Genomic DNA, 25399 nt, shown 5'->3' with positions numbered 1-25399 from the left:
ACCGATACCTACCCGCCCGGCCCCGGCGCTTGCTCTGGTCAAGCCGGCCACGCTGCGGCGGCCTGGCTCGACCAGCCACCGACGCGACTCAGCCCGCCGGCCAACGGTGACCGACGGGCTGACGGTGTTCGCGGTGGTCAGCGGCCAGCTGGCTTGAGACCGAGTGGCTTGCCGAGCAGCGACTCGCGGCGCAGGGCGAGCCGGTCGGCGATCGTGCCGAGCGCCTGCGCGGCCGGGGAGCCCGGCTCGGCCAGCACGATCGGGTTGCCGGCGTCGCCGGCCTCGCGGACCCGGGTGTCCAGTGGGATCTGACCGAGCAGCGGCACCTGCGCGCCGATGGTCCGGCTCAGCGACTCGGCAACAGCCTCGCCACCGCCGGCGCCGAAGATCTCCATCCGGGAGCCGTCCGGCAGCTCCAGCCAGGACATGTTCTCGATGACGCCGACCACCCGCTGGTGGGTCTGCAGGGCGATCGCCCCGGCCCGCTCCGCGACCTCGGCGGCGGCGGTCTGCGGGGTGGTGACGATCAGGATCTCCGAGTTGGGCAGCAACTGGGCCAGCGAGATGGCCACGTCACCGGTGCCCGGCGGCAGATCGAGCAGGAGCACGTCCAGGTCGCCCCAGTAGACGTCGGCCAGGAACTGCTGCAATGCCCGGTGCAGCATGGGGCCGCGCCACACGACCGCCGCGTTGCCGGACGTGAACATGCCGATGGAGATCACCTTCACGCCGTGCGACTGCGGCGGCATGATCATGTCTTCGACCCGGGTGGGCCGGGCCTCGGTGCCGAGCATCCGGGGCACCGAGTGGCCGTAGATGTCGGCGTCGACGACCCCGACGGAGAGCCCACGGGCGGCGAGGGCCGCCGCCAGGTTGACCGTGACGCTGGACTTGCCGACGCCACCCTTGCCGCTGGCCACCGCGTACACGCGGGTGCGCGAGCCGGGCTGGGCGAACGGGATGACGGGCTCCTCGGTGGCGCCGCCGCCGCGCAGCTGCGACTGCAACCCCTGCCGCTGCTCGGGGGTCATCACACCGAAGTCGATCTCCACGCCGGTGACGCCGGGGACGGCGGCGACGGCGGCGGTGATGTCGTTACGCAGCTTGTCCTTCAGCGGGCAGCCGGCGACGGTGAGCAGGAGCTCGACGCGGACGACACCGCTGGCACCGATCGTGGCGGAGCGGACCATGCCCAGCTCGGTGATGGGCCGGCGGATCTCCGGGTCGTTGACGGTGGCCAGGGCGGCCTGGATCGCGTCCTCGACGGTGCTGACGGGTGCTGACATGCCCGCAATGCTACGTCGCGGGGCATCCGTTGCCGCCGCTGCCCGGGGCGGTGTGAGCCAATCGATGACCCGTCGGTCAGCTCTCCGACCGGCGCGGGCCGGTGCCGTCCGGCCGGGCTTCCCTGGTGAAGTCGCCGTCCAGGTCGTCCCGGGGTTCTTCCAGGCCGACGCCGTCGGTCGGCCGCTGGCCACGCCGCTCATGCCGGCTGTCCTTCTCCTGCTGGCGGCGCTCCAGCCGCTGCCGGCGTTGCCCCACCTCGTCCAGCTCCTCGGCCAGCCGGGCCAGCTCGGAGCGGAGGAAGTCGCGGGTGGCGACCTCACCCAGCGCGATCCGCAGGGCCGCGATCTCCCGGGCCAGGTACTCGGTGTCCGCCTTCTGCGCGGTGGCCCGCCGCCGGTCCTCCTCCAGGGCCACCCGGTCCCGGTCGGCCTGCCGGTTCTGGGCCAGCAGGATCAGCGGGGCCGCGTAGCTGGCCTGCAACGACAGCACCAGGGTCAGGAACGTGAAGGTGTACGGGTCGAAGCGCAGGTTCGCCGGGGCCAGGGTGTTCCAGACGAACCAGATCGCGATCACCACCGTCATGACGACGATGAAGTTCGCGGTGCCCATGCCCCGGGCGATGCCCTCGGACCACCGACCGAACGCCTCCGCGTCGAACCGGGGCAGCTTGACGCCCCGGGGCTCGCGTGGCTGGTCGAGACGCTCCGTCCGACGCCGGTCAGCCATCTGCGCCGTCCAGCGCCGGGTCGGTGGTACCCGGGGCGGCCAGGACGCCGCGGTCCCGCCAGTCCCGGGGCAGCGAGTGGTCCAGCACGTCGTCGACAGTGACGGCGCCGACCAGCCGGTTGTTGCGGTCGATCACCGGCATGGCGACCAGGTCGTAGGTGGCCATCCGGCGGGTGATCTCCGGCAGTGGCGTGGTGGGGCGCAGCGGGTCGATGTCGTTGACCACCACCTTGCCCAGCAGGTCGGCAGGGGGTTCGCGCAGCAACGCCTGGAAGTGCACCATGCCCAGGTAGCGGCCGGTCGGCGTGTTCTGCGGTGCCCGGGTCACGAAGACCTGCGCGGCGACGGCGGGGGAGAGCTGCGGCTCCCGGATCCGGGCCAGCGCCTCGGCGACGGTGGCGTCCGGCGGCAGGATGACCGGCTCCGAGGTCATCACACTGCCCGCCGTGCCGGGGGTGTACTTCAGCAGTTGGCGTACCGGATCGGCCTCGTCCGGCTCCATCAGGTCCAGCAGCACGTCCTGCTCGGGTGGGGGCAGCTCGTTGAGCAGGTCCGCGGCGTCGTCCGGGTCCATCTCCTCCAGGATGTCGGCGGCCCGCTCCCGGTCGAGGGCGGCGAGGATCTCCACCTGGTCGTGCTCCGGCAGCTCGCTGAGCACGTCGGCCAGTCGCTCGTCGTCCAGCGCGGCCGCTACCTCGTTGCGTCGCGCGTCGGGCAGATCCTGCAACGCGTTGGCCAGGTCGGCGGGGCGCATGTCCTCCAGGACGGCGAGCAGGTTCGCCGTACCCCTGTTGTCGGCGATGCCGCTGAGCCCGCGCACCCGGTCCCACTCGACCTGGTGCAGGTGGCCGCGGCGGCTGAGCCGACCGGTCTGCTCACGTACGGCGACACGGGTCAACGACCACTCGCCACCCCGGGTGCACTCCATCGCGACGTCGACGACCGCGCCGGGCTGGCCGCCCGGGTCGAGTTGCACCCGCCGGTCGAGCAGTTCCTGGAGCACCAGCAGCTCGTTAGGGCGCTTCTCGAACCGGCGCAGGTTGAGGGTGCCGGAGCCGAGCACGACGGCGTCCGCGTCGATGGAGGTGATCCGGTTGATGGACAGGAAGATCCGACGACGCATCGGCATCTCGGCGACGAGGCCCACCACCTCCGGCGGACGCTTCGTCGCCCGCAGCCGTGCCACGGCGTCGCGAACCCGCCCCACCTGATCGCCGTTCGGGTCGAAGACGGCGACTCCGGCGAGACGGGCGATGTAGACCCGGGTCGGCGTACTCACGGGCACCAGCCTAAGCGCCTAGTGTTTATCAACATGTCGACAGTGGCCTACGAGATCGTGGACGTCTTCACCGATCGCCCCTTCGCCGGCAACCCGCTGGCAGTGGTGTTTGGCGCGGAGGCGCTGGCCACCGAGCAGATGCAGGCGCTCGCGTTGGAGTTCAACCTGTCCGAGACGGTGTTCGTGCTGCCTCCGACCCAGGTCGGCGTCACCTATCGGGCCAGGATCTTCACTCCGGTGGAGGAGTTGCCGTTCGCCGGGCATCCCAGCGTCGGCGCGGCGGTCACCGCCTGCCGGCGGGGGATGTTCGGTGTGGGGCAGATCACCCAGGAGTGCCACGCCGGTGTGCTGCCGATCGAGGTGACAGCGTCCGGGGCGACGCTGACCGGTGGCGCCCCGACCCTTGGGCCGGAGCTGGACCCTGAGCCGTTGCTGGAGATCGCCGGGTTGGTCGCCGACGACCACATCGGGCCCGCCCCACGGGTCGCCGGCTGCGGGCTGGAGTTCCCGTACCTGCCGGTGCGGCCGGAGTCGGTGGCCCGCGCCCGGGTGGACCCGGCGGCGGCGCAGCGGTACGGGGTGTCGCACGTCAGCGTCTTCTCCTGGAACGAGGCCGCGCAAACCGCGCACGCCCGGGTGTTCGTGCCGGGGATCGGCGTTCCGGAGGACCCGGCGACCGGTTCGGCGGCGCTCGGCCTCGGTGTCTGGCTGGTGGCGAGTGGTCTGCTGCCCGGCGAGGGGCGGTCGGAGTACGCGGTCCGTCAGGGCGTGGAGATGAATCGGCCGTCCGCGTTGGCCTGCACGGTCACCGCGGCGAACGGGGTGGCGGTCGGCGCGACGGTCGCCGGCCAGGTGGTGCCGGTGGCCCGCGGCGAGATCGCCGTGCCGCCGTTCGTGGGCTGAGCGGGGGCGCGGATGCGGGAGGATGCGGATGTGACGGACGAGGACGCCCCCGGGGGCACCCCACTGGTCGACGAGGCGATGAAGAAGGCCGCCGTGGCCTGGGTCAGCGTTGCCGGCGGGCCGGCGCTCGCGCTCTGGTGCGCCCCGCTGGAGGGCGCGCTGCTGGTGGTCAGCGGGCCGGGCGAGCAGACCGCGCCGGGTCTGGCCGACGCGACCGAGGCCCAGGTCACCCTGCGCGGCGACCACGGCGGTCGGATCGTCACCTGGCCGGCCCGGGTGAGCCGGTTGCAGCCGGGCACCGAGGCGTGGGACGTCACCGCGCCGCTGGTGGCGGCGAAGCGCCTCAACGCGCCGGGTCCGACCGCCGACCTGGTGGCGCGTTGGGCCGCCGACGGATGCGCGGTGAACCGGCTCGCCCCGGCCGGTGCGCCACTGGCCGGAGCGGAGTTGCCGGCCGACGCGCAGGCCGAGCCACCCCGGCCGACTCCGGCGGTCCGGGCCACCCGCAAGCCGTTCCGGCTGCACCGGGTCCGCCGCCGCTGATCGGATGATCAGCCGGCTCGCCCGCCGACGCCCGCCACCGCGGCGTCGACGTCGACGAGGGCGAGCACCTCGCCCAGGGTGCCGATCGTGGGGCCGCGCCAGTCCCGGTCGGCGTTGAACACCATGTGCGTGGCCAGATCGGGTGCGGCGAGCCGGACGGCCGTCATCCCGGCCCGCTCGGCGCCGGTCAACTCCTGGCTGCCGCCGTCGCCGACGTAGAGGCAGTCGCCCGGCGCGAGCCCGAGCCGGTGGCAGGCAGTCAGGTAGAGCGTCGGATCCGGTTTGCACCGCCCGACCTGCACCGAGAAGACCCGTACGTCGAGCAGGGGGGCGACCGCGAGCTGCGGCAGGAAGGCCGGCAGTTCGTGCGTACAGTCGCTGATCACGCCGGTGCGCAGGCCGCGCTGGCGCAGGGCCGCCAGCACCGGCACGGCGTCGGCCCGTAGCCAGGTGTCGGCGCGGACCGCCCGGTGCCGGGACGCCACCGCCGCCTGTACCGCCTGGTCGCTGGGGTGTACGCCGGCCTGGGCGCACACCCAGCGCAGGGTCGCCTCCGCGTCGCCGAGCCGGCCGCTGGCCCGCTCGTAGAAGGTGCGGTTCAGCACCTCGGTCAAGATCTCGGTGGGACACCCGAGCAGCTCGGCGGTGCCGACGTGGGCGACACCGCGTTGTACCGAACGGGTCAGGGTGCCGAAGAAGTCGAACAGCACCGCCTGGTAGCTGGGCATGAGGGGAGCGCCTCCGGGCGGTCGAGGGTCGCCGGCGCGAACCCGCGTGATCGTAACGGAGTGATGACCCTCCGTGCTGACCGTCATACGTGTGAGGATTACGTCCCGTGCCCCCACCTTCACCCCGGCCGTCCCTGGACCCGCTGACCACCGGCGCGGTCGGGTTGGCAGTGGTCGCCGTGTCGTCGTCCGCGCCGCTGATCGCGTACGCCGCCGCCCCCGCGCTGGCCATCGCCCTCTGGCGCAACCTGCTCGCGGTGGCCGTGCTGAGCCCCTTCGCGCTGGCCCGACGCCGTGCCGAGTTCCGCAGACTGACAGTGGGCGCGGGCCGGCGGGAGGGCCTGTTCTGCGTTCTGTCCGGGGTCGCCCTGGCCGGGCACTTCGCGACCTGGGTGCCGAGCGCCCAGCTCACCTCGGTCGCCACGTCCACCGCCCTGGTCGCCACCCAACCGGTCTGGCAGGGGCTGATCGCCCGCGCCCAGGGACGTCCGCTGCCCCGGGTGGTGTGGATCGGCATCGCGGTGGCGGTCGGCGGCGCGGCGGTCGCCACCGGGGTCGACGTGGGAGTCTCCGGCCGGGCCGTCCTCGGTGACGTCCTGGCGCTGATCGGCGCCATGTTCGCCGCCGTCTACACCGCCTTCGGGGAACGGGCCCGGGTCAGCATCAGCACCACCACCTACACCACCATCTGCTACGGGATCTGCTCGCTGATCCTGCTGGCCCTGTGCATGGTCGGCGGCGTACGGCTGACCGGCTTCGACGGGCGTACCTGGCTGGCCATCCTGGCCCTGGTGGCCGGCGCCCAACTGCTCGGGCACTCGATGTTCAACTACGCCCTGCGGAAGATCCCCGCGACCACTGTGAGCGTGCTGATCCTGCTGGAGGCGCCCGGCGCGGCAGTGCTCGGCTGGGCCTGGCTGGGTCAGCTGCCCCGCCCGTACGCGCTGCTCGGCATGGCGTTGCTGCTGGCCGGCGTGGCGGTGGTGGTGCTCGGTGGCCGACGGAGCGAACCCACAGCCCTGCCGGCCGACCCGACCCCGCTGGCCGACTGACGGCCTTACAGGTACGCGGCGAAATGCTCAGCCACGGGTGCGTACTCCTGAAGCAATCTCGCGGGTCAGGCCTCGTGCACCTCGATGACCCGGGTCGTCGGCGCGCCTTCGCCGAGGGCGGCACGCAGGGCGGCCCGGTCCGGGTCGGCGAGGAACGACTCGTAGCCGGCCCGCCCGTCGAACCGGATCACGTGCACCTCGGCCTGCCCGTCGGTGCCACGCAGTCGCCGCTCCAACCGGCCGCCGTGCCGGTCGAGCAGGGCCAGCACGGCGTCCTCGTAGCGCTGCCCGGCGGCCTCGGCCCGGACGGCGAACTCGACGATCGCGACGAGTGTCAGCACACCGTCCCGCTCAGTCATCGAGACCGACCGCCTTGGCGCTCGCCGCCCACAGCCGGGCGGCGAGCTGCGGATCGGCCGCCTTCCGGAGCGGTCGACGCGGCCGACGGTCGACGTAGTAACCCCCGTTGATCAGCCGGGAACGCTCCTGGTTGGCCAACCACACCAGGGTCTCGGCGCCCTTCTCCGGGCTGCGGAACGGCATGAACCGCATGCCGAACGCGACCAGCCTGCTGTCGTTGGCGAACCGGGTACGGACCACCCCGGGATGGAAGCTGTACGCGGCAACGTCCGGCCAGCGCCGGGCGGCCTCGGCGGTGAACAGGACGTTCGCCTGCTTGCTGGTGCCGTACGCGCCCATCGGCCGGTAGTCACGCAGCGGCTTGTTCAGGTCGTCGGGGTCGAGTGCGCCGAAGCGGTGCGCGCCGGAGGCGGTCACCACGACCCGGCCCACCCGATCGGCGAGCAGGTTGGTCAGGAGGAACGGAGCCAGGTGGTTGGCCTGGATCGACACCTCGAAACCGTCGACGGTGCTCAGTGGTTGCAGCGCGATCGCGCCGGCGTTGTTGGCGAGCACGTCGATCCGGTCGTACGCGGACCGGAGCTGCTCGGCCAGTCGGCGTACGTCGTCGAGGATCGCGAAGTCGGCCCGGAACAGCTCCGGACGTTCACCGGAGTTCTCCCGTACCCGAACGGCAGCGGCCTGTAGGCGGGCCGGGTCGCGCCCGACCAGCACCACCTGGTCGCCCCGGCAGGCCAGATTCACGGCGGCGGCCAGCCCGATGCCGGAGCTGGCCCCGGTCACCACCACCAGTCGGCGCCCAGTGAGATCTTCCACAGGTCCATTCACCCCGGTCATGGCGCGAGGTTACCGTGGCGTCACAACGCCCTTTGGGATCGTTAAGGTCTCGGATCTGTCGTCAGGTGGCGTCGGCATGCCCGCCGGACGCTGGAAGGAGCGCATCCATGGCCGCAGTCGGTCGCCCCCGCAGGTCCTGCCTCGCCGTGCCGGGTTCCAGCGTGAAGATGCTCGGCAAGGCCCAGGGACTCCCGGCCGACCAGGTCTTCCTCGACCTGGAGGACGCCGTCGCCCCACTGGCCAAGCCGGACGCGCGCAAGAACATCGTGGCCGCCCTCAACGAGGGTGACTGGGCCGGCAAGACCCGGGTGGTCCGGGTCAACGACCTGACCACACCGTGGACCTACCGGGACGTCATCGAGGTCGTCGAGGGCGCCGGCGCCAACCTGGACTGCATCATGCTGCCGAAGGTGCAGACCGCCGCCCAGGTGCAGTGGCTGGACCTGACGCTCACCCAGATCGAGAAGACGATCGGCCTGGAGGTCGGTCGGATCGGCATCGAGGCGCAGATCGAGAACGCCGCCGGTCTGGTCAACGTGGACGCGATCGCCGCCGCCTCACCGCGCGTGGAGACCATCATCTTCGGCCCGGCCGACTTCATGGCGTCGATCAACATGAAGTCGATGGTGGTCGGCGGCCTGATCCCGGACTACCCGGGCGACCCGTACCACTACATCCTGATGCGGATCCTGATGGCCGCGCGGATGCACGACAAGCAGGCCATCGACGGCCCGTTCCTACAGATCCGCGACGTCGACGCGTTCCGCGAGGTGGCCAAGCGCTCGGCCGCGCTGGGCTTCGACGGCAAGTGGGTGCTGCACCCGGGCCAGATCGACGCCGCCAACGAGGTCTACCAGCCGGCGCAGGCCGACTACGACCACGCCGAGTTGATCCTCGACGCGTACGAGCACTACACCTCCGAGGCCGGCGGCCGGCTCGGCGCCGTGATGCTCGGCGACGAGATGATCGACGAAGCGTCCCGCAAGATGGCGCTGGTGGTCGCCGCCAAGGGCCGGGCCGCGGGGATGAGCCGTACCTCGTCGTTCACCCCACCGGAGCAGTGACCGGCCGGGCCGGGACGACCGCCGCCGGCTGTCGGTCCGACCCGACAATCGGCGGTACGCCGGCCCGCCCGCCGGTCAGTAGCTGCTGCTGCTGTTGTTGTCGCTCGTCGCGATCGCGTAGATGATCGCGGCGGCGTAGATGGCGATCACCAACACCAGGAACCCGGTGAGAATCCAGCCGACGATGATGGCGGCCTTCGCCATCCCCGCACCGCCCTCGCCGCTGAGCCGGATCTGCTTCTGCGCCACGTGCCCGAGGATCGCGCCGATCGGCGCGGTGATGCAGGACGTGAAACCGATCAGGGCGAGCACGAACGCCGCGATGGCCAGCCCGTTGGTCTTCGGTGGCTGCGGGTAGCCGTAGCCGGGGTACTGCGGGGGGTAACCGGGCGGGGCGTATCCGGGCATCGGCTGGGTAGCTGGCTGCTTCGCGCCGGCGTACGGGTCGACCGGGGCGTACGGGTCCGGGGCGTAGGGGGCCGGGGCGTACGGGTCGGGGGCGTACGGGTCGACCGGGCCAGCTTGTGCGGGCACCGGCTGACCGGCCACCAGCGTCGGATCCGGTGCGGGGCTCGACGGCTGGGCCGCCCACGTGGGGTCGCTCCAGTTGCCGGGCGGCGGGGGATTGGTCATGCGGACTCTCCGTCAGGTTGGGGTGCGGAGACAGGGTAGCCAGCGCTGCCCAAACCCGACGCCCCTGCTTCCGGGTGCCGCGTTGCTCGGGCCGGTCGTAACGGGCAGGATCCCTGGCATGGCATACGACGCGCGCGCCGCGGACCGCTCCGGCAGTCGACCCCGACGGGACGTCAGCCGCCCGGGCGCGGCCCGGCGCGCCCGAACGGCCGCTCCGGCGGGCAGCCCCGGCACCGACGAGCCGGTCGCGCTCACCGACCCGGTCACCATGCGCCTCGACGGGCGGGTCGCCCTGGTCACCGGGGCGGGCAGCCCGGACGGCATCGGGTACGCCACCGCCCGGCGACTCGCCGACCTGGGCGCGCGGGTGGCCATCGTCTCCACCACCCGACGCATCCACGAGCGGGCGACCGAGCTGGGCGTGACCGGCTTCGTCGCCGACCTGACCGACGAGTCCGAGGTCGGCGCGTTGGCCGACGCGGTCGCCGAGCAGTTGGGCGACGTCGAGGTGCTGGTCAACAACGCCGGACTGGCCAGTCGCGCCAGCCAGGGGGTGCTGCGGCCGGTAGCGCAGCTTACCTACGACGAGTGGCGCGGTGAGATCGACCGCAACCTCTCCACCGCGTTCCTGTGCAGCCGGGCGTTCATCGGGGGGATGGCCGAACGGGGTTGGGGTCGGATCGTCAACCTGTCGGCCACGGCCGGCCCGGTCAACGCCCTGCCCACCGAAGCCGCGTACGCCGCGGCGAAGGCGGGGGTCGTCGGGCTGACCCGGGCGCTGGCCATGGAGATGATCGCCGACGGCGTGACAGTCAACGCGGTGGCGCCCGGCACCATCTACACCGCGGCGTCCACGATGGCCGAGATCAAGCAGGGGTTGGGCACCCCGGTGGGGCGGCCGGGCATGCCGGACGAGGTCGCCGCGGCGATCAGCTTCCTCTGCTCGCCGGCCGCCTCGTACATCACCGGGCAGATGCTGGTGGTGGACGGCGGCAACAGCGTTCGCGAGGCGCGTTTCCGCTGACCGCGACGGGCCACACCGGCCCGTTCGTCAGTAGCCGCCGCTGTCGCCGTTGTTGCTGAAGGCCACCAGCGCCAGCCAGCCACAGCAGGCCAGCACGGTGAGCCCGGTGAAGACGTAGCCCAGGATCAGCCCCCAGGTCGCGAGCTGGTCGCCCTCCTCGCCGCTGGTGCGGATCTGCCGCTTGGCCACGTGGCCGAGGACGGCGCCGGCCGGCGGAAAGACGAAGGCGAACACCAGCGACAGGATCGCCAGCACGTTGGTGCCCCGACCCGGTCCGGCCGGCGGTGGGCCGTACTGGCCGTAGGGGCCCTGCGGGGGGTACGGCGGTTGCTGGCTCCAGTGCGCCGACTGCTGCGGCCCCTGGTGGCCGTACGGCGGCGGTTCGCCCGCCGGTGGCCCGTACGGTGAGCGTTCCGCTGGCAGCTCGTACGCCGGCTGGTCCGGCTGTGGCACGTACGGCGGCTGGCCGGCCGGCGGTGGCGCGTACGGCGACTGGTCCTTCGGTGGCTCGTAGGGTGACGGCGGCGGCTCGTCCTCGGGCGGTCCCGACGGCGGCGGGTAGCTCACAGCTGTCCTCCTCCTGCCGGTGCCGGAAAAGTCCCTCTTGCCGGACGCTACCCGCAGCGGTGAACCTTTTCACAGCTGTTGTGTGGACTGGTCACCTTGGCCCCGTCGACCCGAGGGGCCGATACTGACCCAGCGTTCAGTTACCCATGAGTAGTGCGCGGATCCCCGGAGGCTGAGATGGCCCGACTCGCCCAGACGCCCGGCCTGACCGATGTGCAACAGTCGATCCTGGAGACCGTTCGGGACTTCGCCGACAAGGAGATCATCCCGCACGCGCAGCGGCTGGAGCACGCCGACGAGTACCCCACCGACATCCTCGACGGCATGCGCGAGATGGGGCTGTTCGGCCTCACCATCGACGAGGAGTACGGCGGTCTCGGCGAATCACTGCTCACCTACGCGCTGGTGGTGGAGCAGTTGTCCCGAGGCTGGATGTCGATCTCCGGCATCGTCAACACCCACTTCATCGTGGCGTACCTGATCTCCCAGCACGGCTCCGCCGAGCAGAAGGCCCGGCTGCTGCCGGCAATGGCCACCGGCGAGGTGCGCGGCGCGTTCTCCATGTCCGAGCCCGAGACCGGCTCCGACGTCTCGGCGATCAAGTCCCGGGCCGTCCGCGACGGCGACCGCTACGTGCTCAACGGGCAGAAGATGTGGCTCACCAACGGGGCGTACTCCTCGGTGGTCGCCACCCTGGTCAAGACCGACACCGGCGCCGAGTCGGTCTACGGCAACATGAGCACCTTCCTGCTGGAGAAGGAGCCGGGCTTCGGGGAGACCGCCCCCGGCCTCACCATCCCCGGCAAGATCGAGAAGATGGGTTACAAGGGCGTCGAGACCACCGAGATGGTGCTCGATGGCGTGACAGTGCCCGATTCCGCGATCCTCGGCGGCGCCGACCAGGTGGGTCGCGGCTTCTACCAGATGATGGACGGCATCGAGGTGGGCCGGGTCAACGTGGCGGCCCGCGCCTGCGGCATCTCCATCCGCGCCTTCGAGTTGGCGGTGAGCTACGCCCAGCAGCGCAAGACCTTCGGCCAGCCCCTCGCCAAGCACCAGGCGATCGCCTTCAAGCTCGCCGAGATGGGCACGAAGATCGAGGCCGCGCACGCCCTCATGGTCAACGCCGCCCGGCTCAAGGACGCCGGCCAGCGCAACGACGTCGAGGCCGGGATGGCCAAGCTGCTCGCCTCGGAATACTGCGCCGAGGTCGTCCAGGAGGCGTTCCGCATCCACGGCGGCTACGGCTACTCCAAGGAGTACGAGATCGAGCGGCTGATGCGGGAGGCCCCGTTCCTGCTCATCGGCGAGGGCACCTCGGAGATTCAGAAGACCATCATCTCCCGAGGTCTCCTCAAGGAATACAAGCTCTAACCCGCCCCGCCCTCGCGATCTTGCACTTTCGGTTGCCCGATTGACCCTTATGCCGGCTATGCCGGGACAGTAAGTGCAAGATCGCGGGGGAGGGGTGGGCAGGTCAGGGCAGGCGGGTCAGGTTGGCGGCGGCGCGTTCGACGATGAGGCAGCGGTCTTCGACGTAGTCCATGCCGGCCTCCTCGGCGATCCGCCGAGCCTCGGCCGAGACGATGCCCAGTTGGAGCCAGACCGCGGGGACGCCGATCGCCGCCGCGTCCCGGACCACCTGCACGGCGTCGGCCGCCGGTCGGAACACGTCCACCAGGTCGACGGGGTGCGGAATGTCGGCGAGGGTCCTGTAGGCCCGTTCCCCGAACAGTTCGTCGACCGTCGGGTTGACCGGGATGATGCGCCAGCCGTGCTGCTGCATCTGCAACGGCACGCCGTGCGCGGCCTTGAACGGGTCGCGGGACGCGCCCACGACGGCGATCACGGCGGAGTCGGCGAGGATCTGCTGAGCGGTACGCACCCGCCGACTGTAGCTCCGACTAGAGCAGCGTCAGCTGCTCGGCCGCCGCCGGTTGCGGAGGCTCGGGCAGGCTGCGGTTGTCGCCCCGCTCCCCGCGGTGCAGCCCGTGCCGACGGGCGGCGATCCGCACCCGCGCGGTCAACTCCCGCTGGTACGCCTGCGGGGCGTACGCACCGGCCCGGTAGAGCTCGCGGTAACGGGGCACGAGGTGCGGGTGCTCGCGGGCAAGCCAGTGCGCATACCACTCCCGGGCGCCGGGACGCAGGTGCAGCGGCAGGGCTGTCACGCTCGTCGCGCCGGCGGCGGCGATCGCCGAGACGGTGGTGTCGATCGACTCGTCGCTGTCGCTGAGGCCGGGCAGGATCGGGGCAATGAGCACTCCGACGGAGAAGCCGGCGTCGGCGAGTGCCCGGATGGCGTCCAGTCGGCGGCGTGGGTGCGGTGTGCCCGGCTCGACGCTGCGCCAGAGGTGCTCGTCAACGAACCCCACCGAGAAGGAGATGCCCACAGTGGTCACCTCGGCGGCCTCGCGCAGCAGCGGCAGGTCGCGCAGGATCAGCGTGCCCTTGGTGAGGATCGAGAACGGGTTGGCGAAGTCCCGCAGGGCGCCGATGATCTGCGGCATCAGCCGGTAGCGACCCTCCGCCCGCTGGTAGCAGTCCACGTTGGTGCCCATCGCCACGTGCGCGCCCCGCCAGCGCGGCGCGGCCAGCTCCCGCCGGACCAGCTCGCCGGCGTTGACCTTGACGATCACCTTCCGGTCGAAGTCGGCACCGGCGTCGAGATCGAGATAGGTGTGCGTGTTTCGGGCGAAACAGTTGTGGCTGACCACTCCGTTGGCGATGAAGTCCCCGGTGCCAGTGGTGATGTCCCAGAGCGGCAGTTCAAGCCCGAGTGCCTCGATGCCGACAACCCGGAGGGCGCCCTGATGTTTGAGCGCGTCACCGTCGATCGACCGCTTCCGAGTGATGGCAGGGTCGGTCAGGTGAAAAAATCGGAGCCGGGCGGCGAGGCCCCCGGGCAGCCTGATCTCCCGCACCCGGTTGGGTCGGCCGCGGTCTTCCCGCACGCAGGCGAACCCGAAATGGCGCAGTGCTGCAGTCGTCTGGTCGAGGATGGCGTCGTCGCTGTTGCTGATGCGCAGGACGCCTCTGCTGCAACTGCCCTCCGCATCGAAGATGCCGGCCAGGAAGCCGAGGCGCCAGTCATCGCTGGGCTCGACCGGCCAGCGGATAAGCCCACTGATCGTCTCGGTGTCCCGCTGCTTCGAGGTGCGGATGGCGGTCATCGCACGTCGCGTGGTGCTGGCCCGCGTGAAAATGAAACGCTGCGTTGTGATCCCTTCGAGGGCGAGGTACCGCTGACTGCGGCTCAATGCCTCGTCATCGGCCAATGCCAGCCGGAACCGATGCACCACCCCGTACGAGTACGAGTAGGTGCCGAGGCTTCCATCTCCGCGGATCATGCCGCAGAGGTAGCCCCGGCGGTAGTCGAGTGACTCCTTGGGCCCTTCGGCGAAACGACCTGTGCCGATCAGGCGGTTGTTGGTGGTCAGGTAAGGGCGTCGGGCGTTGCCCTGCATGGACCCGGTGACGTACTTCCACCCACGTTCAGATAGGAACCGGTGGTCTCCGCTGGCGATGAGTGTCGTGCCGTCTCCCAAGGTGACCCGGTAGGCCGGCTTCACCGTGGACCACTTGTCGCGGACGGTGGTGATCACGTATCGACGGTAGGCGCCGCGCCGCTCGGTCCCGTAGATGCGGTCGCCTGGCTCCAGCGCGCTGATCGGCTTCGTGCGACCGTCCGCCATCAGGATCGGGGTGTCGCCCGAGAGGCAGTAGACACAGGCATGGGAACAGCCTCGGTAGGGGTTGATCGTCCACTCGAAGGGGACGCGGGACTGCCCGGGCACCCGGTTGAGGATGGACTTGGCCTGCACCTCGTAGAAGGTCATCCCGGCGAACTCGGGGGTGTCGAAGGTGCGGGCGATGGCGCCGGGCAGCGCCAGCGGCAGGGGTGGCGTCGCTGGCGCTGCCCGCTCGGGGTCTCCCTCGACCGGGGGAGCGGTGAGGTTGTCCCAGCGCATAGCCATTATTCGAACACGTGTACGAGGCAAGCGCAAGTGACCCGCCGTACACCGGTGGGCGTTCGGATGGTTGGAGAGGGGAGGATGGACGCCATGGAGACGTCGACCTTCGTCTACGACGGGGACTGCGCGTTCTGCACGAGCTGTGCGGAGTTCATCAAGCGCCGCATCCCCACCGCGGCCCGGGTGGTGCCCTGGCAGTTCGCCGACCTGGACGCGCTCGGGCTCACCATGGCCGAGTGCGAGGAGGCCGTGCAGTGGGTCGGCGCGGACGGCTCGCGCGCGGCCGGTCCGGACGCCATCGCGAAGCTGATCGCCGCGAGTGGTCCGCTCTGGCGGGTCGCTGGCGCCGGCCTGCGGATTCCTCCGGTGCGCGTTGCGGCCTGGCCGTTGTACCGCTGGGTGGCGCGCAACCGGCACCGGCTTCCGGGTGGCACGGCTGCCTGCTCTCTGCCGCAGGAGGCCCGGGAGCGGCTCTACGGGCCGGCCGGCCGCCCGACCACCGGCGCCTGATCGTCGAGCGTCCGCTCCGCGCCGGCTGCCACCGGGTCCTGGTCAGCCGGTGCCGGGTCGACTGCGGCCGGGCGCGGTTGCGGGGCATCCGTCGTCGCCGCCCCGGAAGGGCCGCGGCCGATGAGCCGGCGGGCCCAGACCACCGGGCGCACCCGCTCCAGCGGTAGGAAGCTGGTCGTCGCGGCCAGGTGCGGCGCGAACGAGATCGTGATGGTCGCGATGGTGACCGCGTGGAAGGAGTAGAAGAAGCCGACCATGGCGAGTCGCCAGCGGGGTGGCAGCAGGAAGACCACCGGGCTCAGCAGCTCGAACGCCACGATGCCGAACTGGGCGACGATCAGCAGGTGCGGCACCTGGGCGATGAGGTCCGCCAGGTCGGTGCCGCGCCGGATGATCGCGCGGGCGAGGACCGAGCCGGTCAGCCAGTCCAGACCACCGAAGCGCAGCTTGGCGAAGGCGGCCAGGAAGTACGTGCAGATGACCGCGATCTGGGTGACGCGTAGCGCCCAGCCGCCGGCCTCGGTGCGGGTGGTGTCGCCGTGTCGGGCCCGACCGGCGGTGGGCAGCACGGCCAGCGCGACGAGCAGCCCGAACCGGTCGTGGTCGACCTTCCCGTAGCTCATCGCGATGATCATCCACTCCAGGTACAGCGCGCACACCGCCCAGCCGAGCAGCCGGGGTGCCCGTCCGGTGGCGGCGAGGAGGGCGAGCAACAGCAGCGCCCAGAAGATTACCGTCACCAGCGTCTCGGTTGGCGTCGGCAGTGGGAGCAGGCGGCCGATCAGGAGTGGCTGGTACAGGTCGCCGGGCACGCTGACCCGGGTGCGTACCCAGGGAGTGAAGATCACCAGATCGGCGGCGACGAACAGGTAGATCAGGGTGCGGAAGGCGGCCACCCGGCCCCGGGGTACGGCCTCGGTCAGCCAGCGGTTCATCGGGTGGCCTGCCAGCGGACGACGGTCTGGTCGGTGTGCTGGCCGGTCGGCCGGCCGCCGCGGATGCCGTGCCAGCGGATGACGATGCGGACCTCGACCAGCGCGGGAGCGTCCGGGTGGCGTTCGGCGTACGCGTCGGCGACCTCGGTGAGCAGCGTCGGGTCGGCGGCGTATCGGGCCTGCTGACCCTCGATCTCGGCGCGGCGGATTCCCGTCGCGTTCTGGTCGAGGTCGATCACCGTCCCGGAGCTGTTCACCCCCTCGACGCGGGTGTCGGGCGCGGGTGCGTTCGGCGGGTTGGAGGTGGAGTACATCCGGAACGGGCCGAACGGGAAGTCGTCGTCGCTGCCCCAGAAGGTGCCGACGACGAGCAGGACGAGACCCAGTGCGGTCGCGCCCAGTCGGGTCACGCGCCCGCGGGTGGTCAGGTTCTCCATCGGGTCGTGACGATACGGGATGTACCGACGGCCTCGGGTCCCTCCGACGGCCAGTTCGGCCTGACCAGGCAGGTGATCATGCGGAGTTGGTGGGGGTACGACGAAGGCCGGGCCCGCATCGGGCCCGGCCTCGTCCGTCGTCGTCGGGACGACTCAGTGGTTGTGCTCGGCCAGCTGCTTGCGGACGTCGTCCATGTCCAGCGCCTCGACCTGCTCGATCAGGTTCTCCAGCGCGGACTCGGGAAGGGCGCCCGGCTGGGCGAAGACGATGACGCCGTCACGGATCGCCATGATCGTCGGGATCGAGCGAATGTCGAACTTGGCACCCAGATCCTGCTGGGCCTCCGTGTCGACCTTGCCGAAGACGATGTTCTGGTGCTTCTCCGAGGAGCGCTCGTAGACCGGGGCGAACCGCTTGCACGGACCACACCAGTCGGCCCAGAAGTCGACCAGGACGATGCCGTCGTTGCCGGTCACCTCGTCGAAGTTCGTCGAGGTCAGCTCAACGGTTGCCATTGCACTCTCCGATCACCGCGGTTTATCTACGTCCCGTAGAACCAGGGCTGACCGTATCGAATTCCCGGGCGGTGGGGCACGAAACGTGCTCGGGCCTGCCGGCGGGTCCCCCGGGTCATCGACACGCATCTGTTCACACCCGACCTGCGGAACGCAAGTGCACGACGCACTTGCGTGACCTGCCGTGATGGGAGCGTTTCCAGGGAGATCCACGCGCTTGAGCACTACGAATCGGTAACTTGGGCCTTGACAAGGAGCTATCCGGCCTGCGGAGATCGCTGATCAACTCCCACTTCGTCACGGACAGTAGTGTTACAAAAAGATAAATGTGACCGCGATCTCTGTTGAACCTACGCAGTCGTAGGGCAGAATTCCTCACATCAGAGCGTGGGCGGCGGGTGCCGGGGAGGGCCCCGCCGCTCATTGCGTCTCCCCCCAGGTGAGTGACCGGTGTGACATTTCCGCCGACGCCGCGCCCCTCCGGTCGCCTTAACCATCGGTAAGGCATGCTGTGCCGAACTCCATCGCCGCCCGTCGAAGGGACCAGCATGCAGTTCGGTCGCTACTACGAGGAGTTCGAGGTCGGCGCGGTCTACCGGCACTGGCCGGGCAAGACCGTCACCGAGTACGACGACCACCTCTTCTGCCTGCTCACCATGAACCACCACCCGCTGCACATGGACGCGCACTACGCCGCGACAGCCAGTCAGTTCAAGCGCAACGTCGTGGTCGGCAACTACATCTACTCACTGCTGCTCGGCATGTCGGTGCCCGATGTGAGTGGCAAGGCGATCGCCAACCTGGAGGTCGAGTCGCTGCGGCACGTCGCGCCGACCTTCCACGGCGACACCATCTACGGCGAGACCACGGTGCTGGACAAGCGTGAGTCCGGCTCGAAACCCGACCGGGGCGTGGTGTCGGTGGAGACCCGCGGCTACAACCAGGACGGCACGATGGTCTGCGTCTTCCGGCGCAAGGTCATGGTCCCCAAGCGGGAGTACGCGGCCGCTGCGGTGCCCGACGGCGTGGATCCGGAGCGGCCCAGCTTCCCCGAACCGCGCTGACCGTCGCGGCGGGCTCGACCGTCGACGAACACGGGCCTCCTTCCTCACCGCGGGTCTGCCGAGGAAGGGGCCCTGTTCCCGTCTTGAGGCCATATGCTGACGCCGGAGGTTCCGATGAGCCACTCCGTAGCGGGAGAGCCGTCCTCTGCCGGCCGCCGAGCCGCACCCTTGACCACAGATGTCTACTCCGCCGCCGAGTGGGATCTGCTCACCAGCCTGCCCGGTCGGGTTCTCGTGGCCGCCGCGGCACCCGGTCCCGGCCGAACGGAGCGTGGCGTGTTGGCAAGCCTGGCCGGCCTGGATGCCGTGGCCGCCGGCCGCGCCTCCGACAGCGACCTGGTCCGCGCGGTGGTCGCCACGATCTACGCCCGCCACGACGGCACCCCGCAACCCGCCGAACGGCTCACCGACCTGGTGGACCTGCTGGCCGCCTGCCGGGCGGCGAGCCGGGTCCTCCGGCGGCGGGCCGACCCCGCCGACTCGGCCGCGTACCGCCAGTGGGTGCAGTCGGTCGCGGCCCGGGTCTGTCGCGCGGTGCCCGGCGCCGGCGCGCGCCGGGTGGACCCACCGGCCAGCCCGGCGGACCGGCGCTTCCTGGACGGGCTCGGTGCCGCCCTCGACCTGGGCTGACCGGCAGGTCGTCGCGGCGGGTGCCGACGGGGTCCGTACCCTCTGATGACCGTGACCGACGACCAGCTTGAGGTGGGTGTGGGCCCCTGGCCGGGGAGCCCACCGGACGACCCCCGTTACGACAGGCAGCTGCTCGCGGAGGGGGACCGGCGCAACGTCGTCGACCGCTACCGCTACTGGCGGCACGAGGCCATCGTGGCCGACCTGGACCGGCACCGGCACGGCTTCCACGTCGCGATCGAGAACTGGCAGCACGACTTCAACATCGGCACTGTGGTGCGCAACGCCAACGCGTTCAACGCCGCCGAGGTGCACATCGTCGGACGGCGACGGTGGAACCGGCGCGGTGCGATGGTGACCGATCGGTACCAGCACGTACGGCACCACGAGACGATCGAGGAGTTCGTGGCCTGGGCGGCCGAGCGGCAGCTGCCGGTGTTCGGCATCGACAACCTGCCCGGGTCGCGTCCCCTGGAGACCGGCGCCCTGCCGCGGGACTGCGTGCTGCTGTTCGGTCAGGAAGGGCCCGGCCTCTCCGCGCCGGCCCGTGCCGCGTGCGACCAGCTCTACTCCATCGCCCAGTACGGCTCGACGAGGTCGATCAACGCGGGCGTGGCCAGCGGGATCGCCATGCACGCCTGGATCCGTGCGCACGCCGGTACGCCGCCGGACTGACCCCACGTACGGTGCCGAATCGGACGTTCCGGCTTGACGCGCCGCCGCTCCGGGGAGACGGTGGGGATGTGAGTGTCGCGGTGAGTTGTCCGAGATGCGGGGGCCCGGTACGGGCGCCGGATCTGATGAACACCGACTCGAGGTGTGTGCGCTGCGGCCCGGTGCCGCCGCTGCACGTGCCGGAGCACATCGGAGCGGACATCGTGGCGAGCGTGGTGGAACGGATCACCGCGACCGGCGATCCGCCGGTGACACCGTTGTGGTGCCCGTGGCCGCTGCCGCCCGGTTGGACACTCACCGGCGTGGCTTACGCCGGGGACGAACGGACGGGCGTGCGGGCGACAGTGGTGGCCTGCGCGGGCCCGGCGCCGCTCGGTGGCGGCCCGGCCGATCTGGTCTTCGTGGCCGAGGAACCCGGTGTCGGCCTGGGCACCCGGCTCGCCGGTCTGGCCGGCCCGGATCCGGGACCGGAGTTGGTGGATGCGTTGACCGACCCGGGCTCGGGTCACCCTGACCACGTCGGACAGGCGAAGATCAAGGTCGGCGGGCACCCTACTCCACTGTGGTTGGTGAATTCACCGACGGATCGAAGCGCGTACGCCGGCGAGGCTCGGGGAATGTGGCTCCATGCGATAGCCTGGCCGGCGAGTGCGGGTCACCTGCTCGCGGAAGACGTCGTGCTACACGACCTGACCGAGTGGACTCCGCCCGAGCTCGTGTACGGCGCACCGTCCCCGTATCTACCCGGTAGAGCTTGACAACTCTTCCGGATTGACGGAGAACGGACGCAGATATTCACTGTACGACACCACACTGATACTCTGGGTGCCGCTGCGGTAATGGGACCCGGCGCCGCGCGAGAGGATGGCCCGCCATGGTCAAGAAGGTCCTCACCTGGGCCGGAATCGCATTCTTGATCTTCTTCGTCGCCTACCGGCCAAACTCTGCGGCGGACGTGTTCAAGTCGCTCGGCGGCGGGATCATGGATATCGCCCAGGGGTTTGGCGACTTCTTCACCAGCCTCGTCGCCTAGCCGCCGATGGGCAGCCCCTCCGGACCACCCTTCGACCCGGACGACCCCGACCGGGAGCGCCGCGAGCGCGACACCGAGCCGATCCCGCGGATCGGGCCTGATGACGGCCCGGGCTACGGGGCCGGTCCCGGCCTGTCCGACGGTCCGTCCCTTTCGGACGACGTCGGCTATGGCGACGGGCCCGGCTATGCCGGCCAGGGTCGTTCCGGTCGGGGGTGGATCCGTGATCCGGAGGCCAGCTACCAGCCGCCGCAGATCTCCGAGGACGAGCTGGCCGGGTTGCGTGCCGACGCGACCGGCTCGACCCCCCGGCGGGTGCTGCCACTGGAAGACGAGCCCAGTTCACTGGTGGCTCGCTACCTCTTCCCCACCGAGCGCTACCGGGGTGAGTGGAAGCGACACTGGATCCACCTCACCAACCCGCTGTTGATCGGCGTCGCGGCGACCTTCGTGCTCGGCTACCTCTCCGGCTTCCTCGCCGGCCAGGACGTCGGCGCGCTGACCACCATCGCCGTTCTGCTGTGGTTCGCGGTGATGGGCTGGGTGGCGTGGAAGGTCGCCGACTGGTGGTATGACCGTTTCATCCTGACCAACAAGCGGGTCATGGTGGTCAACGGCATCGTCACCCGCAAGGTGGCGATGATGCCGCTGGTCCGGGTCACCGACATGAAGTACGAGCAGACCCCGACCGGTCGCGCGCTCAACTACGGCACCTTCGTGCTGGAGTCCGCCGGCCAGGAGCAGGCGCTCCGCGAGATCAAGAACCTGCCCAACCCGAACGAGCTCTACCTGCGCGTCGTCGAGGAGATGTACGAGCCGCAGGCGGTCGAGGCACGGCTCGGCAAGGAGGCCGACGAGGCCAAGGCCGACGACGGGGCGTGAAGGTTTTCGACCGAACATCGGAGCAAGTGCGCACCTTTCGTCATGGACCAGAGCGCTCCTGACGTGGCACTCTGCCAGGACGGCAGGGGTGTGGAGGTGGGCGGTGGCGAGCAAGGACTCGTTGGAGGAGCAGTTTCGCGAGTTCGTCGCGGCCCGCTCCGCCGCGCTGCTACGCACCGCTTATCTGCTCACCGGGGACTGGGCCACGGCCGAGGATCTGCTCCAGACGGCGCTGACCAAGACCTACCTCGCGTGGAAGCGGCTCGGCGGTATTGAGGCGGTCGAGCCGTACGCCCGGCGTGTGATGGTCAACACGTCGACCAGTTGGTGGCGGCGACGCTGGCACGGTGAACGCCCGACCGAGGTGCTGCCCGAGCGGGCCGGCGTCGACGAGATCGAGCAGCAACTGGACCGTGACCTGCTCTGGCGGCATCTCCGGGAGCTGCCCAACCGGCAGCGGGCAGTTCTGGTGCTGCGCTACTACGAGGACATGTCGGAGGCGCAGACCGCCGCGATGCTCGACATCTCCCCGGGCACTGTGAAGAGCCAGGCGTCCCGGGCGCTCGCCACGCTGCGTCGGCGGCTCGGCGCGGACGCACCGGAACTCGCCGCTGCCGCCGGCATCGCCGCCCGCCCGGCCGCTGCCGCCGGGGCCGCTACCGGTGCCGCCGGCCGGAGCACGGGCTCGGGTTCCCGGACCGGGCGGGTCCCGACCGGTGCCGCCGCACCCCGGCCCGGACGGGCCGCCAGTCAACCCGTGCCCCGCCCGGCCGCGTCGCGCCCCGCCGTGCCGCGTGCGATCACACCGCAGGTCGTGCTCCCCACCGCCCCGGCGGCCGTGCCCGTCGGCACGGGCTCCGGGGAACAGCAGTGAGTCAGTTCCCAGGCCGGCGCGACAACCTGACGGCCGGCCCGCAGCGTTCATACCAGGTGCGGCCAGACGAGCTGGAAGGTGCGGTGCGGGAGACACTCTCGCACCACGTCGCTCTTGCCCGCCCACTGCGCGTCGATCCGGCCGGCCAGGCCATCCGCCACGCGAACCGTATCCGTCGTCGACGCACCGCCGTCGGCGTCGCCCTCGCGGCGGTCACCACGGTGCTGCTCAGCGCCGGCATGGCCCAGCTCGGCACCGAAACCAGGCGGGACGGCCCACCCATCGTGGTGATCGGCGACCCGGACCCGACCAACCGACCGCTCCCGACGCCCAGCATTCCCGGCCCCGCCCCCTCGCCCGCGACGTCGTCCTCTCACCTCGTCGGCGAGACGCTGGTCAACGCCGACGGGCGGCGGCTGGTGCTGCCCGACATCGGGCCGGCCGAACGCGTCCAGCCGCTGCCCAGCGGCGGCGGCTGGCTGGTGATCGGTACGCCGAGCATCGCAGGACGCTCGCTGTCGGTGGTGCAGGACGACGGCCTGGTGCAGGTGCTGCTGGCCGGGGCCGGCGCGATCGTCCTGGCTCCGGACAGCCGCCAGGTCGCCTGGCTCGAAGGAGACGATCTGCTGGTGGCAGGCGTGGTCGGCACCCAACTCATCGGGGCGGTGCGCACCCCGGTGCCCACGTCGGCGGAGCCCGTCCGGTTCGTCGCGGACAGCGTGCTGGTCCGACTCGACCCGGCCAGCGCCGGTCACACGCTCTGGCGGCCCGGTGCGGGGCCGTTGCCCGACGCCCTCGACCGGTTGAGCCTCAACGTCTACGGAGGGCTGCCCGACGGGCGGCTCGTCGGCCAGGTCACCACGACCGACCCGGGCCGAACCTGCCTCGCCATCCTCGCCCCGACACGTCACCTCGACCCGGTACGCACCGGCTGCGGTCCAGACCTGAGCCAGGACGGCGTCGGCGGGGTCTCGCCGGACGGGCGGTGGCTGCTGGTCAACGGGGGGAGCGGCAAGGCGCGTCGGTCCCTGCTGGTCGACCTCCAGCGCCTCGGGCCGGGCGCGACAGCTGTCGGGGCCGGGCCGCCGATGACCGGGGCGATCGTGTGGAGCGACGAGAACCAGGCCTCCTACCTCGACGGCGCCGGCGAGCTGGTTCGGGTCGACGTCGGTCAGGTGCGGGCGGGAAAGCCCGCCAGCCCCGCTGCGGTGCCCGGCGTGCCAGCCGGAGAGCGCCCGATCCTGGTGAAGGACCTCTGATCCCGGGTGACCTGGGCGACCCATGTGAGCCGGGTTCGCTGTTTCCTCGGTAGCGTCGGGCGGTGACCTCGCGTACCGGCCCCGCCCCCCGGATCGACCTGCACGCCCACTCGACGGCCAGCGACGGCACGCTGACCCCGGCCGAGCTGGTCGGCGCGGCCACCGACGCCGGGCTGGACGTGCTGGCGATCACCGATCACGACACCACGGCCGGCTGGGCGCCGGCCGTCGGCGCGCTGCCGCCGGGTCTGCGTCTGATCCGGGGTGCGGAGTTGTCGTGCCGCTGGTCCGGTGCGCAGCCGGCGGTGCCGCTGCACCTGCTCGCGTACCTGTTCGACTCCGACCACCCGGAGCTGGTGGCCGAGCTGGCGCGGGTCCGGGCCGCCCGGGAAGAGCGCGGCGAACGGATGGTCGACCTCCTGCGGGCCGACGGCATCGACGTGAACTGGCCGGACATCCTGGCTGGCGCGGGTGGCGGCACAGTGGGACGCCCGCACCTCGCGCAGGCACTCATCCGCGTCGGCCTGGTCGGCAGCGTCCGGGAGGCGTTCGGCCCGGACTGGCTGGGCGAGCGGTACCGGCTGCCCAAGGAGGACATCGACGTGTTCCGGGCCGTCCGACTGGTCCGGGCGGCCGGAGGCGTGCCGGTCTTCGCCCACCCGCGGGCCACCCAACGCGGCCGGGTGGTGCCCGACGAGCTGATCGCCGAGCTGGCCGCCGCCGGGCTCGCCGGGCTCGAGGCCGACCACGAGGACCACAGCCCGGCCGAGCGGGAACACGTGCGGGCGCTCGCCGCCGAGCTGGGTCTGCTCGTCACCGGCTCCTCGGATTTTCACGGCACCCACAAGACAGTTCAACTCGGCGCGTTCAGCACCAGCGTCGAGGCGTACGAGCGGATCGTCGCCGAGGGGGTGACCGAGGTCGCTTCGGGCTGATCCGGGTATTTCGCCCATCGCGGCGCGGCTAGGTTGATCACGTGGATCTGAAGCTGTTCGGCGAGGTTTTCGTGACCCTGCTGGTGATCACCGACCCGCCGGGCATGATGCCGATCTTCCTGGCGCTGACCGGCCCGCTGCCCGCCCGCGACCGCAACCGGGCAGCCTGGCAGGCCGTCGCGTTGGCGCTCGGCGTCATCGTGATCTTCGCGGTGGCGGGGCAGACCCTGCTCGACTATCTGCACGTGGACCTGCCGGCGTTGCAGGCGGCCGGCGGGCTGCTGCTCGTGCTCGTCGCGCTGGAGCTGCTGACCGGCAAGGCCGACGACCCGAGCCAGCAGGTCACCTCCAACATCGCGCTGGTGCCGCTGGGCACGCCGCTGCTGGCCGGCCCGGGCGCCATCGTGGCCACCATGCTCTTCGTCCAGCAGGCCGACGGGCTGGGAGAGTTCAGCGCCATCGCCGTGGCGATCCTCGCCGTGATGGTCGCCGTCTGGATCGTCCTGCGCTTCTCCGGCGGCATCGTGAAGATCCTCCGGCCGGGCGGGATCGAGGTGCTGACCCGGATCGCCGGCCTGCTGCTGGCCGCGATCGCCGTGCAGCTCATCGCCGACGCGGTGGCCGCCTTCGTCACGCAGTACGTCAACATGGCCTGACGGCACGCGCGCGATG

The 25399-nt window shown here is 71.2% G+C and carries 30 protein-coding genes; 17 read left to right on the top strand and 13 right to left on the bottom strand.

Annotated elements, in window-relative coordinates; genetic code table 11:
• Positions 1 to 137: 137 nt before the first annotated feature.
• The 3 genes from ABZS40_RS21250 to ABZS40_RS21240 all read right to left on the bottom strand — a co-directional run bounded on the left by ABZS40_RS21250 (position 138) and on the right by ABZS40_RS21240 (position 3292).
• On the bottom strand, positions 138 to 1286 hold the full coding sequence (locus tag ABZS40_RS21250; RefSeq protein WP_354945022.1) for an Mrp/NBP35 family ATP-binding protein: 1149 nt from the start codon (positions 1284 to 1286) through the stop codon (positions 138 to 140).
• 76 nt (positions 1287 to 1362) lie between these two features.
• A complete protein-coding gene (locus ABZS40_RS21245; protein WP_354945021.1) occupies positions 1363 to 2013 on the bottom strand; it encodes a DUF1003 domain-containing protein in 651 nt (216 codons plus the stop codon).
• Positions 2006 to 3292, bottom strand: a complete 1287-nt coding sequence (locus ABZS40_RS21240; RefSeq protein WP_354945020.1) for a CBS domain-containing protein — start codon at positions 3290 to 3292, stop codon at positions 2006 to 2008. The genes ABZS40_RS21245 and ABZS40_RS21240 overlap by 8 nt, the downstream gene beginning before the upstream one ends.
• Positions 3293 to 3325: 33 nt before the next feature.
• Here ABZS40_RS21240 and ABZS40_RS21235 point away from each other — a divergent pair, with 33 nt between their 5' ends.
• Together ABZS40_RS21235 and ABZS40_RS21230 are read left to right on the top strand one after the other, a co-directional pair.
• Positions 3326 to 4195, top strand: coding sequence for a PhzF family phenazine biosynthesis protein (locus tag ABZS40_RS21235; RefSeq protein WP_354945019.1), 870 nt, complete (start codon positions 3326 to 3328; stop codon positions 4193 to 4195).
• A 12-nt stretch (positions 4196 to 4207) separates the two neighbouring features.
• Complete coding sequence (locus ABZS40_RS21230; RefSeq protein ID WP_354945016.1) at positions 4208 to 4738, top strand: hypothetical protein; 531 nt, start codon at positions 4208 to 4210, stop codon at positions 4736 to 4738.
• Positions 4739 to 4746: 8 nt separating this feature from the next.
• Here ABZS40_RS21230 and ABZS40_RS21225 read toward each other — a convergent pair whose 3' ends face one another.
• Entirely contained in the window at positions 4747 to 5466 is a 720-nt protein-coding gene (locus ABZS40_RS21225; protein ID WP_354945015.1) for an HAD family hydrolase, read from the bottom strand.
• Positions 5467 to 5573: 107 nt separating this feature from the next.
• Here ABZS40_RS21225 and ABZS40_RS21220 point away from each other — a divergent pair, with 107 nt between their 5' ends.
• Positions 5574 to 6518, top strand: coding sequence for a DMT family transporter (locus ABZS40_RS21220; protein WP_354945014.1), 945 nt, complete (start codon positions 5574 to 5576; stop codon positions 6516 to 6518).
• A gap of 65 nt (positions 6519 to 6583) precedes the next feature.
• Here ABZS40_RS21220 and ABZS40_RS21215 read toward each other — a convergent pair whose 3' ends face one another.
• Together ABZS40_RS21215 and ABZS40_RS21210 are read right to left on the bottom strand one after the other, a co-directional pair.
• On the bottom strand, positions 6584 to 6877 hold the full coding sequence (locus ABZS40_RS21215) for a hypothetical protein (RefSeq protein ID WP_354945013.1): 294 nt from the start codon (positions 6875 to 6877) through the stop codon (positions 6584 to 6586).
• Positions 6870 to 7694, bottom strand: coding sequence for an SDR family NAD(P)-dependent oxidoreductase (locus tag ABZS40_RS21210; protein WP_354945101.1), 825 nt, complete (start codon positions 7692 to 7694; stop codon positions 6870 to 6872). The genes ABZS40_RS21215 and ABZS40_RS21210 overlap by 8 nt, the downstream gene beginning before the upstream one ends.
• A gap of 128 nt (positions 7695 to 7822) precedes the next feature.
• Here ABZS40_RS21210 and ABZS40_RS21205 point away from each other — a divergent pair, with 128 nt between their 5' ends.
• A complete protein-coding gene (locus ABZS40_RS21205) occupies positions 7823 to 8779 on the top strand; it encodes a CoA ester lyase (RefSeq protein WP_238680411.1) in 957 nt (318 codons plus the stop codon).
• Positions 8780 to 8854: 75 nt separating this feature from the next.
• Here the strand turns inward: ABZS40_RS21205 and ABZS40_RS21200 are convergent, their stop codons facing one another.
• Positions 8855 to 9412: a DUF4190 domain-containing protein gene (locus ABZS40_RS21200; RefSeq protein ID WP_354945012.1), complete on the bottom strand. Its 558-nt coding sequence runs from the start codon at positions 9410 to 9412 to the stop codon at positions 8855 to 8857.
• 118 nt (positions 9413 to 9530) lie between these two features.
• On the opposite strand from ABZS40_RS21200, the gene ABZS40_RS21195 reads away from it, so the two are divergent.
• Entirely contained in the window at positions 9531 to 10436 is a 906-nt protein-coding gene (locus tag ABZS40_RS21195; protein ID WP_354945011.1) for an SDR family NAD(P)-dependent oxidoreductase, read from the top strand.
• A 27-nt stretch (positions 10437 to 10463) separates the two neighbouring features.
• Here ABZS40_RS21195 and ABZS40_RS21190 read toward each other — a convergent pair whose 3' ends face one another.
• Positions 10464 to 11003 carry a DUF4190 domain-containing protein gene (locus ABZS40_RS21190; RefSeq protein WP_354945010.1) on the bottom strand — a complete coding sequence of 180 codons (540 nt, stop codon included), beginning with the start codon at positions 11001 to 11003 and terminating at the stop codon, positions 10464 to 10466.
• Between the two features lie 177 nt (positions 11004 to 11180).
• Between ABZS40_RS21190 and ABZS40_RS21185 the strand changes: the two genes are divergently transcribed.
• Positions 11181 to 12377, top strand: coding sequence for an acyl-CoA dehydrogenase family protein (locus tag ABZS40_RS21185; RefSeq protein ID WP_354945100.1), 1197 nt, complete (start codon positions 11181 to 11183; stop codon positions 12375 to 12377).
• Positions 12378 to 12480: 103 nt separating this feature from the next.
• On the opposite strand, the gene ABZS40_RS21180 is transcribed toward ABZS40_RS21185, so the two are convergent.
• Positions 12481 to 12888, bottom strand: a complete 408-nt coding sequence (locus ABZS40_RS21180) for a CoA-binding protein (protein WP_354945009.1) — start codon at positions 12886 to 12888, stop codon at positions 12481 to 12483.
• A gap of 19 nt (positions 12889 to 12907) precedes the next feature.
• Complete coding sequence (locus ABZS40_RS21175; protein ID WP_354945008.1) at positions 12908 to 14974, bottom strand: intein-containing Rv2578c family radical SAM protein; 2067 nt, start codon at positions 14972 to 14974, stop codon at positions 12908 to 12910.
• A gap of 93 nt (positions 14975 to 15067) precedes the next feature.
• Between ABZS40_RS21175 and ABZS40_RS21170 the strand changes: the two genes are divergently transcribed.
• Entirely contained in the window at positions 15068 to 15487 is a 420-nt protein-coding gene (locus ABZS40_RS21170; protein WP_354945007.1) for a DUF393 domain-containing protein, read from the top strand.
• Here the strand turns inward: ABZS40_RS21170 and ABZS40_RS21165 are convergent.
• The 3 genes from ABZS40_RS21165 to trxA form a co-directional block, all read right to left on the bottom strand.
• A complete protein-coding gene (locus tag ABZS40_RS21165; RefSeq protein WP_354945005.1) occupies positions 15451 to 16422 on the bottom strand; it encodes an HTTM domain-containing protein in 972 nt (323 codons plus the stop codon). The genes ABZS40_RS21170 and ABZS40_RS21165 overlap by 37 nt on opposite strands.
• Entirely contained in the window at positions 16419 to 16859 is a 441-nt protein-coding gene (locus tag ABZS40_RS21160) for a hypothetical protein (protein ID WP_354945003.1), read from the bottom strand. The genes ABZS40_RS21165 and ABZS40_RS21160 overlap by 4 nt, the downstream gene beginning before the upstream one ends.
• Positions 16860 to 17012: 153 nt before the next feature.
• Complete coding sequence (trxA, locus tag ABZS40_RS21155) at positions 17013 to 17375, bottom strand: thioredoxin (protein ID WP_354945002.1); 363 nt, start codon at positions 17373 to 17375, stop codon at positions 17013 to 17015.
• A 548-nt stretch (positions 17376 to 17923) separates the two neighbouring features.
• On the opposite strand from trxA, the gene ABZS40_RS21150 reads away from it, so the two are divergent.
• The 10 genes from ABZS40_RS21150 to ABZS40_RS21105 all read left to right on the top strand — a co-directional run bounded on the left by ABZS40_RS21150 (position 17924) and on the right by ABZS40_RS21105 (position 25383).
• Positions 17924 to 18439 (top strand): MaoC family dehydratase, encoded by a 516-nt coding sequence (locus tag ABZS40_RS21150; protein ID WP_030486570.1) that lies wholly within the window; start codon positions 17924 to 17926, stop codon positions 18437 to 18439.
• A gap of 93 nt (positions 18440 to 18532) precedes the next feature.
• Positions 18533 to 19069 carry a hypothetical protein gene (locus tag ABZS40_RS21145; protein ID WP_354945001.1) on the top strand — a complete coding sequence of 179 codons (537 nt, stop codon included), beginning with the start codon at positions 18533 to 18535 and terminating at the stop codon, positions 19067 to 19069.
• Between the two features lie 51 nt (positions 19070 to 19120).
• Positions 19121 to 19744, top strand: a complete 624-nt coding sequence (locus ABZS40_RS21140) for an RNA methyltransferase (protein ID WP_354945098.1) — start codon at positions 19121 to 19123, stop codon at positions 19742 to 19744.
• An 11-nt stretch (positions 19745 to 19755) separates the two neighbouring features.
• Positions 19756 to 20502 (top strand): DUF6758 family protein, encoded by a 747-nt coding sequence (locus tag ABZS40_RS21135; protein WP_354945000.1) that lies wholly within the window; start codon positions 19756 to 19758, stop codon positions 20500 to 20502.
• A 116-nt stretch (positions 20503 to 20618) separates the two neighbouring features.
• Positions 20619 to 20777 (top strand): hypothetical protein, encoded by a 159-nt coding sequence (locus ABZS40_RS21130; RefSeq protein ID WP_007455302.1) that lies wholly within the window; start codon positions 20619 to 20621, stop codon positions 20775 to 20777.
• Between the two features lie 6 nt (positions 20778 to 20783).
• Complete coding sequence (locus tag ABZS40_RS21125) at positions 20784 to 21659, top strand: PH domain-containing protein (protein ID WP_088951386.1); 876 nt, start codon at positions 20784 to 20786, stop codon at positions 21657 to 21659.
• A gap of 103 nt (positions 21660 to 21762) precedes the next feature.
• A complete protein-coding gene (locus ABZS40_RS21120) occupies positions 21763 to 22533 on the top strand; it encodes a SigE family RNA polymerase sigma factor (RefSeq protein WP_354944999.1) in 771 nt (256 codons plus the stop codon).
• A complete protein-coding gene (locus ABZS40_RS21115; RefSeq protein ID WP_354944998.1) occupies positions 22530 to 23792 on the top strand; it encodes a hypothetical protein in 1263 nt (420 codons plus the stop codon). Before ABZS40_RS21120 ends, ABZS40_RS21115 begins: the two co-directional genes overlap by 4 nt.
• Positions 23793 to 23854: 62 nt before the next feature.
• Positions 23855 to 24727: a PHP domain-containing protein gene (locus ABZS40_RS21110; RefSeq protein WP_354944997.1), complete on the top strand. Its 873-nt coding sequence runs from the start codon at positions 23855 to 23857 to the stop codon at positions 24725 to 24727.
• 41 nt (positions 24728 to 24768) lie between these two features.
• Positions 24769 to 25383 carry a MarC family protein gene (locus ABZS40_RS21105; RefSeq protein ID WP_091394729.1) on the top strand — a complete coding sequence of 205 codons (615 nt, stop codon included), beginning with the start codon at positions 24769 to 24771 and terminating at the stop codon, positions 25381 to 25383.
• The last annotated feature ends 16 nt before the right edge of the window (positions 25384 to 25399 follow it).

Origin of the sequence: Micromonospora sp. NPDC005324 (genome assembly GCF_040607155.1) — a bacterium.
In the GTDB taxonomy this organism is placed as follows: Bacteria; Actinomycetota; Actinomycetes; order Mycobacteriales; family Micromonosporaceae; genus Micromonospora; species Micromonospora trifolii.
The sequence above is the reverse complement of the archived record's forward strand: the minus strand, read 5'-3'. Positions and strand labels throughout refer to the sequence as shown.